This window comes from Rhizobium sp. BK060 (assembly GCF_014193145.1).
Classification (GTDB): Bacteria; Pseudomonadota; Alphaproteobacteria; order Rhizobiales; family Rhizobiaceae; genus Rhizobium.
The window spans coordinates 26134-38610 of the sequence record NZ_JACHYW010000020.1 but is presented as its reverse complement, the minus strand read 5'-3'; the positions used below and the strand labels follow the sequence as shown (position 1 = coordinate 38610).

Sequence of the window (12477 nt, the reverse complement as noted above, 5' to 3'; positions counted from 1 at the left end):
CGTGTACGTCATCCGGCATCCTGTCTTCTGAGCGATCGTCAGGAACCCAATATCCAGTTTAGCGTACGGCGCCAATCGATCATGCGGATCGGCGTTCCGTGATTGCCGGTCTGATAGAGCGTGAAATGCGTAGGGTAACCTGCCTTCAGCAACTTCTCGAAGAGCGTCTGCTGGTCTGTCGCCTCATAGACGGGATCGCGGCTGCCATGCGCGAACCAAAGCGGCAGCCTGGCCTTGAAGAAAGGACTTTTGGCAAAATCCGGATCGGCAACGCCACTCAGGATCACCATCCCCTTGAGGCGCTTTGCGCTATCCGGATCGCGGCTAATACCCCAGCAGACCTGACTGCCCATCGACGCACAGGCCAGGATGAGCGGCTTACCGGGCGATTGTTTGGAAACGTAACGGATCAGACCTTCAATCGCGGCCACTCCATCGCTATCGAAGCTCTTGACCGACGGCGAGTAGTAGACGCCGCCGTTGCCGGCCACTAGGTTCTTCAAGCGATTGAAGTTTCCGCCGAAGCTGTAGTCGTTGGCGCCGAGACGCCGGTCGCCGTTGCGTCCGTGAACGAAGATGACCGTAAATGCGGCTCCCGAGCTTTGTCCCACCCGGGTGACATCGAGCCGTTGGCCGCCAAGCTGCAACGTCTCATCCGATTGCTGCTTTCTGATGCCGAGAGACACGTATTTTTGTTGGGCACGTTTTTGGGGTATCTGATCGCGGCCGTTAATGTCGCGCATCTCGTCGTACTCGATGACATCGAGCGAGCCACCGTTGCTCGTCTCCAGCACATTTTGTGTGGAAAAGAGATCGTCCTTAAAGGGTGGCAGCCGCTCAGCGGCCTGGCCGCTTGCTGACGCCGCTAGGAAAAAGGCCGCAATTGCGGCGATGATGGCACAATGACTTGTGGACATTCGCATGCGCATAGTTCCCTGAGCCTTATGGCCGCTTGCCATTCCACGTCCATCAACGCAAACCAATTCCTGAGAAAGTCCGCCGGATGGGCGGCGTCGCGTAACAAGGCGCTTTCTGGCAGAATCTGCCTGATTCGCAAACGTGACATCAAATGCGGTGATTTTGGGTCAGGCATGGCATAAGCCGCCTGCCCTGAACAGGATGAAGATCTGAACGACCCCATGGACGATAGCAACGACCTCTTTTCCGGACTGCCCCTGACACCGAAGCAGGAGGAGGCTCCAAAGCCTGCCGCGCCGCCAAAGGCAGCGCCCGCCGAGGCCGCTGCTGCGGTCTCGCGTCCAGCGCCCGTGAGCTCGACATCCGACGACTACGGTGCGTCCTCGATCCGCGTTCTAGAGGGACTCGAGCCCGTTCGCATGCGTCCGGGCATGTATATCGGCGGCACCGACGAAAAGGCCCTGCACCATCTGTTCGCTGAGGTGATCGACAACTCGATGGACGAAGCGGTCGCCGGCCACGCCAACTTTATCGAGGTGTATCTCGACCGCGAAGGCTATCTGACAGTCAGCGACAACGGACGCGGGATACCCGTCGAAAACCATCCGCAGGTTCCGGGCAAGTCGACGCTCGAAGTCATCATGACCAAGCTGCACGCTGGCGGCAAGTTCGACGGCAAGGCATACGAGACATCCGGCGGCCTCCACGGCGTTGGCGTTTCTGTCGTCAATGCGCTTTCCGACGTGTTGGAAGTCGAGGTTGCGCGTAACCGGAAGCTATACCGCCAGCGCTTCTCCCGCGGTTTGCCGCAGGGCGAGCTGGAGGAACTCGGCGACGTCCATAATCGTCGTGGCACGCGTGTTCGCTTTCACCCCGATCCGCAGATTTTTGGCGAGCACGCGAAGTTCGACGCGGGGCGCGTGTTTCGTATGGCACGCTCCAAGGCTTACCTCTTTGGCGGCGTGGAAATCCGCTGGAGCTGCGAAGAAGGTGTGCTTCCGCAAGGCTCAGAGATACCTGACAAGGCGGTCTTCCACTTCCCCGGCGGCCTGAAGGATTACCTGCAGGCGACGATGGGCAAGGAATTCACTGTCACTCGCGAGATATTCGCAGGCAAGACGGAGAAAACCAGCGGTCACGGCTCGCTGGAGTGGGCGATCACCTGGTACGGCGGCGATCCTCAGGTCCATTCGTACTGCAATACCATCCCGACACCCGAAGGTGGCACGCACGAGGCAGGCCTTCGTATCGCGCTGACCAAGGGCCTGAAGAACTATGCCGATCTGACCCAGAACAAGCGCGCCGCCCAGATCACCACCGATGACGTGATGATTTCAGCCGTCGGCATGCTGTCGGTCTTCATTCGCGAACCTGAATTCGTCGGCCAGACGAAGGACAAGCTTGCGACCGTTGAAGCTCAGCGCATCGTCGAAAACGCACTTCGCGATCCGTTTGACCACTACCTCGCCGATAATCCGAACGAAGCAGCCAAGCTGCTCGATTGGGTCATCGAGCGCGCGGAGGAACGCCTGCGCCGTCGCAAGGAAAAGGAAGTCAACCGCAAGACGGCCGTGCGCAAGCTGCGTCTTCCCGGCAAGCTCGCTGATTGCGCACAGAACACCGCCCAGGGTGCCGAACTCTTCATCGTCGAAGGCGACTCGGCAGGCGGCTCGGCCAAGCAGGCGCGTAACCGTGCCAACCAGGCGATCCTCCCGCTACGCGGCAAGATCCTCAATGTCGCCAGTGCCGGCCGCGAAAAGCTTGGCGCCAACCAGCAGCTGGCTGATCTCGTGCAGGCGCTCGGCTGCGGCACACGCTCGAAGTATCGCGAAGAAGACCTTCGCTACGAACGCATCATCGTGATGACCGACGCCGATGTGGACGGCGCTCACATTGCATCGTTGCTCATCACGTTCTTCTATCAGGAGATGCCCGAGCTGGTCCGTGGCGGTCACCTCTTTCTTGCCGTGCCGCCGCTTTACAAGATCACCCAGGGCGCGAAGTCGGCTTATGCCCGCGACGACGCGCACCGGTCCGAGTTGATGGAGACCGAGTTCAAGGGCAAGGCCAAAGTCGAAATCAGCCGCTTCAAAGGTCTCGGCGAAATGCTGCCGGCGCAGCTCAAGGAAACCACCATGGACCCAAGCAAGCGCACGCTGTTGCGCGTGATGATTGACGAGGTGGATTTCGAGGGCACACGCACGGCGGTCGACGATCTGATGGGAACGAAGCCCGAAGCTCGATTCCGGTTCATTCAGGATCGTGCTGCCTTTGCGGAAAACCTAGATATCTAGAACGTCTAGTCGAGGCGTACGGTAATCTCCGTCTTCACGGAGTTGGCGAGGAAGCACAATTCGTGCGCCTCGTGATGCAGTTTTTCTTCGAGTTTACGGCTGGGATTGTCGCTTGAGTAAGTGACGCGCGGCCGAAGCTCGACACGGCTCACCATCGTTCTGCCCTGCACGGTTTCCATGAGGCCGGTTGCTGCATCGACATAGCTGTCGACCATGATGCGCTTCTTTGAAGCAAGCCAGAGGTAGAACAGCATGTGGCAGCTTGACAACGACGCAACGTACGCCTCTTCCGGATCCACATTCTCAGCCACGGCATAGGGCAGCGGCACATTGTGTGGCGAAGCGGAGGCGGCGACGGTGGCGCCGCCGTCGAAGCTCCATGTGTGTCCGCGGCTGTATCGTCCGTCGATAAAACTTGCCGCGCCCCGCTCCCACGCAACCTCTGCCGAAAACGTCGTCATCTGTCATTCTCCTTCGCGTGTCAGGCGCGCTGTTGTCATTTGCAAATGGTCCGACAATGCTTGCAGCGCTGCGGCTTCGTCGCGACGTGCGCAGGCATCGATGATGGCGCGATGCTCGGCATGGAGGATAATGCGCTCATCGGAGCCCTTCGGCTGCCTCGAGTAGGCGCGACGCGATTCACGTCGCAGTTCGTCGATCATAGAAAGAAGGCGGGCATTGCCGCATCGCCCATAGAGCGTTCGATGAAAAGCGACATCCAGCTCTTCCAGGGTAGCAGGGTCCTCCTCTTCAACCAGATCTTCATTGAGACGCTGCGCCTTACGTAAGTCGCTACCACCGAGGGTCGGCAGTGCTCCACGCAGTGCCATACTCTCCAACGCCGCGCGGATATCGGCGAGCTCGCGCGCCTGCTCTTCCGTCAAACCGACGACAGCTAAGCTTCGATCCGGCCGCCGGTCGAGCAGGCCCGACGCCAGCAGTCGATCAAGCGCCTGACGCACCGGCTGCCGGCTGACACCAAATCGCTTCGCCAAGAGCTCTTGCTTCAGGACTGTTCCTGGCAGCAGACGCCCGGCTTCTATTTCGCGCCGCAGCGCCGTTGCGATCGTGGTTGTATCCATGGATCCAAACTATCTGCTGAAATGAATTTTGGCAACGCTGTTGCGGGATTTCTGTCATATTGATTGCGGAGAATGGGGCTAAGGAGCGTAGTATAGATCGCCGGGGATCTCGGGTGCCAGTCGACGGCATAAATCCGTCATTGTGCTTGCGCCCGAGGGATGCATGGCCCATATCCATAGTCAAAATAGGGGGAAAAGAACGACGTGAGCCTTCCGAACAACAATATCCAGCGAGAGTCGCGATGGCTCGGCCCTTCGGGCCCTGCCCGCACGCCGTTAATTCCCTCGATCTCTGCAGCGCGCTGGCTGCTGGTTCTCGTTGTCGCGGCTGGCGTTTACTTCTTCTACGGCTTTGCCGTCCCCGTGCTTGCGGCGCTAGTCATCGGTTTTGCGAGCTGGCCGCTTTACCGTCGATTGCTCGAGCGCGTCGGCGGAAACACAACAATCGCTGCCACCATCGCGATTGTACTGATCGTCACGTTCCTGGTTTTGCCCATCGTTTTTGCCGTGACCTACACGACAGGAGAGGTGCGGGAATGGGTCGCCTGGGCTGTGCATGCAAACAGGTCGGGCGCGCCGACGCCGCAGTGGATCATCGCCCTGCCCTTCGCTGGCCCTTATCTCGATGAGTTATGGACCAAATACATCGGCAGCCCCGGCTCCATGGGTGAGGTCATCCAGGCTGTCAGCGGCGCCAACATCGGCAACATCTATCGGGCGATTCTCGCCGCAGGCGGCGGCGCCTTCCACCTGCTGCTGACGCTGCTTTTCATGCTGATTGCGCTGTTCTTCGTCTACCGCGATGGTTCCGCCTTCTCGCAGCAGATCGATATGCTCGGCGAGCGCATTCTCCCCAACCGCTGGGAGCGGATTTCCCGGGTCGTGCCGGCAACAATCAGTTCGACCGTCATGGGCATGACACTGATCGCTATCGGCGAGGGCATCGTGCTTGGCGTCGCCTATTGGATCGCCGGTGTCCCCTCACCTGTCACGCTCGGCGTCCTGACTGGCATCATGGCATTAATACCGGGCGGTGCGCCGCTCTCCTTTACGCTGGTGTCCGTCTATCTGCTCGCCAGTGGCTCACACGTTGCCGGCGTCGGTCTTTTTGTTTGGGGAACGGTCGAGTTGTTCATTGTCGACAAGACGCTGCGCCCGAAGCTCGTCGGCGGCCCGATCAAATTGCCATTCCTGCCCACGTTCTTCGGCCTTGTGGGCGGCGTGAAGACCATGGGCTTCCTCGGCCTCTTCATCGGGCCGGTTCTGATGGCCCTGATTGTCGCGATCTGGCGAGAGTGGATGCACGAGGTTCACGATGCGGAAACGGGGCCACAAGTCATGATCGACGAACAGGCCCCGCCAGCGTCTCGCGCGGCTGAATGATCAGGCGAGCCGCTTTTCCATGAACAGGCTGAGTGGGTCCGGCAGGTAGCTGCCGAACGGCTCGATGTCAACATAGCCGTATTTGCGGTAGAGAGCGATTGCCTCCGGCTGGTAGATGCCAGTTTCGAGCCGAACGGCCCAAAGCCTCTTTTCAGTTGCGGCTGCTTCGAGCACATTCATCAGCTTGCTTGCCACCTTCAAGCCACGCGCGGCCGGGTCAACGAACATGCGTTTGATCTCCGCCGTTCCGTCGCCAACCTCGACCAGCGCGCAGCAGCCGACGATTGCGTTATCGTTGCGGGCGACAAAGAAGCTGACAGTCGGCTTTTCCAACGTCGAGATGTCGACGAGGTGGTTGCTCTCCGGTGGATACAGCGACTGCGCATAGGTGTCGGACATGTCGAGGAGACGGAGCACGCCTTCCTGGCGCGGTGGTTCCAGAGCAATCGTGATGGACACGGGATTTTCCTGTCTTGGCGCGCGCTCCCGCATGACGAAAAGTTATTGCTGGCGCGCCTTCATTCCGTTGGAATTACAGTCTCTAAGAGGCAGAGTTTCAATATTCATAAGGCCATATTATGCAAGCGGTATTGGTTGCAATGACCATCTTGGGGTGCAACGACTCGGTTACACAATGCAACTACATCGCCACGGTCGAGAAACAGTGGCAGACAGTTACAATGTGCGACGCCGACTCGGAAAGGCAGCTGAAGCAGTTTACAAATGTCGGCTACCCGACAGTCATTGCCGTTTGCGAGCCGCCGAAGCCCGCTACGCCGCCGGATACACCAAAGGCTGTAGTAGAAAACATACCAAAACCGCCCGCACCAGCTGAAACACAAGGCCGGTTGTCGGTCTTCGCCGATCGGGTGGCAGGCCAGGTACGCGCACATCTACCATCCGGCAGCGATATGAAAACAATGCTGGTTTCACCCGTCCATTTTGTCTCGGGAAGTTATTCCTGGGTGGCGAAACGGCTTCACCCCTAGGCCGCCGCGAGAGATGCTACCTGCGCGTACGCGCGCGCATGCTGTCGCTGCTCCGCAATGTGCAGCCTCTCGACCATCTCGAGGAGTTCTTGGGCAGCACCGTGCGTTCCATGCCAACGGAGCTTCTCGAGCAGCTTGCCGCAGACGTCGCCCAGCATGGTGGCGGAAAGATTCTTCGATGCTTCCCGCCACAGCAGCGTTGCCTCGACGAAAATCACGCTGATGTCGCGGGCAAGGCCGGCCGATTCGTAGAGGGCGCGCACGGCGTGCATGCGCCCGGTTGCAAGGATGGAGCGAACGCGTCGCTCGTCACAACCCGTAAGGTTGACAATTGCCGTCGCGAAGAACTCCACCTTGCCGGAGCAGAGGGCATGTATCAGAAAGGACGGCGTCAGCTGGCCGCTTACCCGCAAATGTTCGACAAGGTCTGAAATCTCGCGCGGCGTAAGCTCGCCTGCAATCGAGACGACAGCGGCTTGGTTGGCCTCCCGGCTGATCCGATGCCGCCGGCTCGGATCGATCGTCGCTTGCGCCAATGGCAAATTGACGAGGGCGACGCTGACATGCTGCGTCAACAACTGCCGAGCGTCCGCAGGCAAATCCCCGCGATCCAGCAGCAGGTTGCGGATCTCGCAATGGTGGCCGAGACGCTCGGCGATTCTCTTGAGCGAGTAAGGTGCGATCGCGGCTCCTTCGTTTTCGAGAAGGCACATGATGGTCTCTTCTTCGCCAATTTCAGCAAGTGCGGCGGCGACCGGCCGTGAGATCGTTCCACGCGCTGCAATCAGCATTCGCGTAACGTCGCTACCGCCGGCAGCAAAATCCACCAGATCGGAATCCGACAGCAAGGGCGAGCATGTGACGGCGTGGCATGCAATTTCGGGCTGATCCGCTGCGAGCGAGAGAATAACGGCGCGCGGTGCGTCCGGCGACCACGAGATCGCCTCAGCAAGAGCCAGCCTGACCTTGGGGGACGGGTCGTCGAGCAGGAAAGTCATGGCCATCTCGGCGGCCGCGCGTTCTGCTGCAGCCATCTCGGACTGCAAATAGGCTCTGCCGAGGGCATTGGCCGCACGGGCCCTGTCTCCGGCCTTGGCGGTTTCCGCCCAACGAAGAAATGCTTCTACGATCACCCGTGTGCCCCATGCCCGAATGCGATTCTCTCGCACTCCAATCAGTGAGATTACGGTACGGGCAAAAAGTTTATGATTGGTTCACCATGTTCGTTAAGCGTCAAAGCTGCGGCCGGAACATTTCGAATACGTCGCAGCCTTCACTGTAGTCCATGTAACCCATGCGCGCGATCGGCCTAGCGATCGCCATATCGAGGCGGCCATCGCGAATGATTGTTTCATCGATGCGGATGCCGATAACCTGGCCGAAGACCATGATGTTTTCGGAATCCCCGCCGGTGAGTGACTTCGGCACAAGGGTTTCCGTTACCTTGCATTCGAGCACGGCAAAGGCTTCGGCGACATAGGGCGCATCGACAAGCTCGCCCCTCCTTGCCGTCAGACCGGCAAGCGCAAACTCGTCGACGCCGTAGTCGACGGCCGCCGACGAAACGTTCATCTTCTCCACCAGGTTCCGGCTCACGAAGTTGCAGGTGAACTCGCCGGTTTCGATCGCATTCCTTTGGCTGTGCTTGAGACCGGCAGAGGAAAACATCACGAGTTTCGGGCGGTCGGAGATCGCATTGAAGAAAGAGTACGGCGCGAGATTGATCGAGCCGTCACTTCCCTTGCTGCCGATCCAGCCGATTGGCCGCGGCGCGACAATCGCCTTGAAGGGATCATGCGCCAGACCATGCCGGTTCGTATCGGTGGTATAGAACATCAGTCCTCTCCGCCAACCCAGGTGACTGTCTCGGTCAACTCCGGACGCGGGCGTTCGATGGCAGGAAACGTCGTCGAGCCCATGTGAATAAAGCCCGCGATCTTCTCGCCCGGCCCGACGCCGAGGAGCTCATAGGCGCGCTCGTCGTAGGCGAACCATTCGGTCAGCCAATTGGCAACCCATCCATGGGCATTGGCGGCAAAGATGATGTTGAGGCAGACTGCGCCGGCAGACATCAACTGCTCCCACTCGGGGATCTTAATGTGCGGGCCGGCCTTGCTGACGACGGCAACGACGACAGGAGCGCGAGTGAAACGGGTACGTTCCACTTGTATCATTTCATCAGAAAGCTCTGGCTTGGCTTCGAGTGCAAGCTTCAGAAGCTTTTCGCCGATCCGGGCACGCTCTTCGCCGCGATAGACGATAAAGCGCCAAGGCGCGAGCTTGCCGTGATCAGGCACACGGGACGCCAGGCGCAAAATCTCTTCGATCTCGGCCTTGTCAGGCCCCGGCTCGCACATCTGAAACGCGGGAATAGAACGGCGGACACCGAGATAGTCGATGAGCTTGATATCGGATTTCATGCGGGAGAGACTTCCATTTTCATGACAGCATTTCGGATGGGCCTTGAATTTGCCATCGCGTTGGTCTTGAAGTGGCCTCTGTGATTTCAGATGTCAATTGGTTCGCACGACACATGGTTGGCATTTCGCCATATGCACGCATAAGCCTGGCCTTGGCTTTCACCGCTCTACTGCCTTTAAGCAGCCAGGCACAGGATGCCTTCCAGACCTTCAAGCAGTTGGATACGACGGCGAAGATGCCGAAGCTGAATGCCTTCATCGCGCCGGGTACGGCGCCGCAGGGTTCGAAGCTGCAAGAGGTCGCCCTTGAGGCAAAGCTGACGGCCAATGGCGATGCGGTTCAGGACGGACTATCCTGGTATGTGTTTAGCCCCATGACGGGCTCTGATGGCAAGCTGCCGCTGATCGCATCCTCACAGGGCGGCTCTGCGGACTTCCAGCTCGCGCCAGGAGATTATTTCGTCAATGTTTCCTTCGGCCGCGCCGGTGTTACCCGCAAGCTAACGGTTCCCGAAGACGGTCAGGTCGACAAGCAGACGATGGTGCTGGAAGCCGGTGGCTTGCTGTTAAACGCCGTATCGGGCTCAGACGTCCGCATTCGGCCGGATCAGCTCAGTTTCTCGATTTATTCCGCTGAGGTGCGTGAGGACGGCGAGCGCGGTCTTGTCATGGCTGACGTGCCGCCCAACACCGTGGTTCGTCTCAATGCCGGGACCTACCACATCGTCTCCGAATACGGCGACACCAACGCATCGATCCGTGCTGACATCCAGGTGGAGGCCGGCAAGCTGACAGAAGCAACGATCCAGCACAAAGCCGCGCAGATCACCTTCAAACTCGTATCCGAAGCCGGTGGCGAAGCGATTGCCGATACAGCCTGGTCGATCCTGACCGCCGCTGGTGATAGTGTCGGCGAGAGCGTTAGCGCCTTCCCGACGATGGTCCTTGCCGAAGGCGAATACTCTGCCGTCGCTCGAAACAAGGACAAGATCTACCAGCGCGATTTCAAGGTTGAGGCTGGCAAGAACACCGACGTCGAAGTGCTGATGAAGGACGTACAACCCGAAGAGCCGACGGAAGCCGCTAAAACGGTGCAGGTTCAGCCAGATCAACAGCCGCCAACGGGTGACGCCTCGCCGAGGACGCAAGCACCGCTGCCCTCCTACGACCAATTGCAGAGCGGCGCTGGCACCGGCGACGACGTGGAGTAATCGGCTTTCAGAGTATCGCAGACAAAGAAAAACCGCCCGGTCCTGTTAAAGACCGGGCGGTTTCGTATTTTAGGGCTGGAGGCAGGTCAGGCTGCCTTGGCCTTCCTGGCTTCCGCCTTCCGGCGGATGTCTGGTGGCGTGGCTTCGAGCCCGAGGCTTGCAATCGCCTCATCAAGCGACATCGAAGTTTGCTCCTGGCTGCCGAGACGGCGGATATTGACGGTGCGCTCTTCCGCTTCCTTCTTGCCGCAGACGATGATGACCGGAACTTTCGTGACGGAATGTTCGCGGATCTTGTAATTGATCTTCTCGTTACGGAAGTCAGTCTCGACCGTCAGGCCGGCGTCGCGAAGTGCTGCCGTAACTTCGGCGCCATAGCCATCGGCCTCGGAGGTGATCGTCGCCACAACCACTTGCTGTGGCGATACCCACAGCGGCAGGTGTCCCGCGAAGTTCTCGATCAGGATGCCGAGGAAGCGCTCCATCGAGCCGCAGATGGCGCGGTGGATCATGACCGGCTGCGTCTTTTCGGAGTTGCTGTCGATGTAGAACGCACCGAAGCGTTCCGGCAAGTTGAAGTCGACCTGCGTCGTGCCGCACTGCCATTCCCGGCCGATCGCGTCCTTCAGCGTATATTCGAACTTCGGACCGTAGAACGCGCCCTCGCCCGGCAGGATGCCGGTCTTGATGTTGTTCGACTGCTGCTGGATCGTCTCCAGCACATCAGTCATGACGCTTTCGGCGCGATCCCAAAGGTCGTCCGAACCAACACGCTTTTCGGGGCGCGTCGAAAGCTTGATGGTGATCTCGTCGAAGCCGAAGTCCTTGTAGACGGACAGGATCAGATCGTTGATCTTCAGGCACTCGGCTGCCATCTGCTCGTCGGTGCAGAAGATGTGCGCGTCATCCTGCGTAAAGCCACGCACGCGCATCAACCCATGCAGAGCGCCTGACGGCTCGTAGCGGTGAACGGTACCGAATTCCGCAAGACGGATTGGCAGTTCGCGGTAAGACTTCAGGCCGTGCTTGAAGATCTGCACGTGACCGGGGCAGTTCATCGGCTTCAGCGCGAAGACACGGTCGTCATCCGTATCGTCGCCGGCAACCGTGACCTTGAACATGTTGTCGCGGTACCAGCCCCAGTGGCCGGAAGTTTCCCAGAGTGACTTGTCGAGCACCTGCGGCGCGTTGACCTCCTGGTAGTCTTCAGCGAGGCGGCGGCGCATATAGGCGACAAGCGTCTGGAACATGCGCCATCCCTTGCCGTGCCAGAAAACGACGCCCGGACCTTCTTCCTGGAAGTGGAAAAGGTCCATTTCGCGGCCGAGGCGGCGATGATCGCGCTTCTCGGCTTCGGCAAGCACGTGCAGGTAATTGTCGAGATCTGCCTGCTCGGCGAAAGCCGTGCCGTAGATGCGGGTCAGCATCGGATTGTTGCTGTCACCGCGCCAGTAGGCGCCGGCCACTTTCATCAGCTTGAACGCCGTGCCGATCTGGCCGGTAGACGCCATATGCGGCCCGCGGCACAGGTCGAACCAGTCGCCCTGATAGTAGATCTTCAGATCCTGGCCTTGGGGAATCGCATCGACGAGCTCGACCTTGTAGCTTTCACCCTTGGCGGCGAAAACGTCCTTGGCCTTCTCGCGCGACCAGACTTCTTTCGTGAACGGCGCGTTGCGAGCGATGATCTCCTTCATCTTCTTTTCGATCTTTGGCAGATCGTCCGGTGTGAAGGGCTCGTTCTTGGCAAAGTCGTAGTAGAAACCGTTCTCGATGACCGGGCCGATCGTTACCTGCGTGCCGGGCCAGAGCTCCTGCACAGCTTCCGCCATCACGTGGGCTGCGTCATGCCGGATCAGCTCCAGCGCGCGACCATCGGTGCGGGTAATAATTTCAATCGCGCCTGCCGTCACCGGATCGGAAAGGTCGCGGACCTGGCCGTCGATCGCAATCGCGACTGCCTTCTTGGCAAGTGACTTGGAAATGGATTCTGCGACATCCTTACCGGTTGCGCCAGCATCGTAGCTACGCACGGAACCATCGGGAAATGTCAGGGAAACGGATTGGGACATCTAGAATTCTCCTTGTCCAGTCCCGCCAACGAATGCGGGTGGTTGCAATGAAGCGCTTCGTCCGCACGAATGCGCCGCCGCCTGATACCGAGATTTGCCGATTGAGTA

Annotated in this window: 12 protein-coding genes; 4 read left to right on the top strand and 8 right to left on the bottom strand. The window is 59.3% G+C overall.

All coding sequences use genetic code 11. The annotated features are described in order from the left end of the window. Positions 1 to 38: 38 nt before the first annotated feature. The gene (locus tag FHT71_RS21205) at positions 39 to 923 is read right to left on the bottom strand and encodes a phospholipase (protein ID WP_037082913.1); all 885 of its coding nucleotides are present in this window, start codon (positions 921 to 923) and stop codon (positions 39 to 41) included. 216 nt (positions 924 to 1139) lie between these two features. On the opposite strand from FHT71_RS21205, the gene parE reads away from it, so the two are divergent. Next, the gene (parE, locus tag FHT71_RS21200; RefSeq protein ID WP_132591150.1) at positions 1140 to 3212 is read left to right on the top strand and encodes a DNA topoisomerase IV subunit B; all 2073 of its coding nucleotides are present in this window, start codon (positions 1140 to 1142) and stop codon (positions 3210 to 3212) included. A gap of 5 nt (positions 3213 to 3217) precedes the next feature. Here the strand turns inward: parE and FHT71_RS21195 are convergent, their stop codons facing one another. Together FHT71_RS21195 and FHT71_RS21190 are read right to left on the bottom strand one after the other, a co-directional pair. Then, positions 3218 to 3673 carry an OsmC family protein gene (locus FHT71_RS21195; protein ID WP_132591152.1) on the bottom strand — a complete coding sequence of 152 codons (456 nt, stop codon included), beginning with the start codon at positions 3671 to 3673 and terminating at the stop codon, positions 3218 to 3220. A gap of 3 nt (positions 3674 to 3676) precedes the next feature. Beyond that, the gene (locus FHT71_RS21190; RefSeq protein ID WP_132591154.1) at positions 3677 to 4294 is read right to left on the bottom strand and encodes a GntR family transcriptional regulator; all 618 of its coding nucleotides are present in this window, start codon (positions 4292 to 4294) and stop codon (positions 3677 to 3679) included. A gap of 225 nt (positions 4295 to 4519) precedes the next feature. Between FHT71_RS21190 and FHT71_RS21185 the strand changes: the two genes are divergently transcribed. Further along, positions 4520 to 5677: an AI-2E family transporter gene (locus FHT71_RS21185; RefSeq protein ID WP_244423761.1), complete on the top strand. Its 1158-nt coding sequence runs from the start codon at positions 4520 to 4522 to the stop codon at positions 5675 to 5677. Here FHT71_RS21185 and FHT71_RS21180 read toward each other — a convergent pair whose 3' ends face one another. Continuing rightward, positions 5678 to 6136: a GNAT family N-acetyltransferase gene (locus FHT71_RS21180; RefSeq protein ID WP_132591156.1), complete on the bottom strand. Its 459-nt coding sequence runs from the start codon at positions 6134 to 6136 to the stop codon at positions 5678 to 5680. Between the two features lie 119 nt (positions 6137 to 6255). Here FHT71_RS21180 and FHT71_RS21175 point away from each other — a divergent pair, with 119 nt between their 5' ends. Then, positions 6256 to 6666, top strand: coding sequence for a hypothetical protein (locus tag FHT71_RS21175; protein ID WP_183721789.1), 411 nt, complete (start codon positions 6256 to 6258; stop codon positions 6664 to 6666). Here FHT71_RS21175 and FHT71_RS21170 read toward each other — a convergent pair. From FHT71_RS21170 to FHT71_RS21160, 3 genes are all read right to left on the bottom strand, one after another. Next, entirely contained in the window at positions 6663 to 7799 is a 1137-nt protein-coding gene (locus FHT71_RS21170) for a DUF2336 domain-containing protein (protein WP_183721787.1), read from the bottom strand. The two genes, FHT71_RS21175 and FHT71_RS21170, sit on opposite strands and share 4 nt — an antisense overlap. A 100-nt stretch (positions 7800 to 7899) precedes the next feature. Further along, positions 7900 to 8502, bottom strand: a complete 603-nt coding sequence (locus FHT71_RS21165) for a flavin reductase family protein (RefSeq protein ID WP_007793787.1) — start codon at positions 8500 to 8502, stop codon at positions 7900 to 7902. After that, on the bottom strand, positions 8502 to 9086 hold the full coding sequence (locus FHT71_RS21160) for a nitroreductase (RefSeq protein WP_132591162.1): 585 nt from the start codon (positions 9084 to 9086) through the stop codon (positions 8502 to 8504). Before FHT71_RS21160 ends, FHT71_RS21165 begins: the two co-directional genes overlap by 1 nt. Before the next feature lie 113 nt (positions 9087 to 9199). On the opposite strand from FHT71_RS21160, the gene FHT71_RS21155 reads away from it, so the two are divergent. Then, on the top strand, positions 9200 to 10297 hold the full coding sequence (locus FHT71_RS21155) for a hypothetical protein (protein WP_183721770.1): 1098 nt from the start codon (positions 9200 to 9202) through the stop codon (positions 10295 to 10297). An 86-nt stretch (positions 10298 to 10383) separates the two neighbouring features. On the opposite strand, the gene thrS is transcribed toward FHT71_RS21155, so the two are convergent. After that, complete coding sequence (gene thrS, locus FHT71_RS21150) at positions 10384 to 12369, bottom strand: threonine--tRNA ligase (RefSeq protein WP_132591166.1); 1986 nt, start codon at positions 12367 to 12369, stop codon at positions 10384 to 10386. Between the last annotated feature and the right edge of the window lie 108 nt (positions 12370 to 12477).

Coding starts and splice junctions, on each gene's coding strand:
- parE (WP_132591150.1), top strand. CDS start 1,140: ATGGACGATAGCAACGACCTCTTTTCCGGACTGCCCCTGACACCGAAG.
- FHT71_RS21195 (WP_132591152.1), bottom strand. CDS start 3,673: ATGACGACGTTTTCGGCAGAGGTTGCGTGGGAGCGGGGCGCGGCAAGT.
- FHT71_RS21205 (WP_037082913.1), bottom strand. CDS start 923: ATGCGAATGTCCACAAGTCATTGTGCCATCATCGCCGCAATTGCGGCC.
- FHT71_RS21155 (WP_183721770.1), top strand. CDS start 9,200: ATGGTTGGCATTTCGCCATATGCACGCATAAGCCTGGCCTTGGCTTTC.
- FHT71_RS21190 (WP_132591154.1), bottom strand. CDS start 4,294: ATGGATACAACCACGATCGCAACGGCGCTGCGGCGCGAAATAGAAGCC.
- FHT71_RS21165 (WP_007793787.1), bottom strand. CDS start 8,502: ATGTTCTATACCACCGATACGAACCGGCATGGTCTGGCGCATGATCCC.
- FHT71_RS21160 (WP_132591162.1), bottom strand. CDS start 9,086: ATGAAATCCGATATCAAGCTCATCGACTATCTCGGTGTCCGCCGTTCT.
- thrS (WP_132591166.1), bottom strand. CDS start 12,369: ATGTCCCAATCCGTTTCCCTGACATTTCCCGATGGTTCCGTGCGTAGC.
- FHT71_RS21175 (WP_183721789.1), top strand. CDS start 6,256: ATGCAAGCGGTATTGGTTGCAATGACCATCTTGGGGTGCAACGACTCG.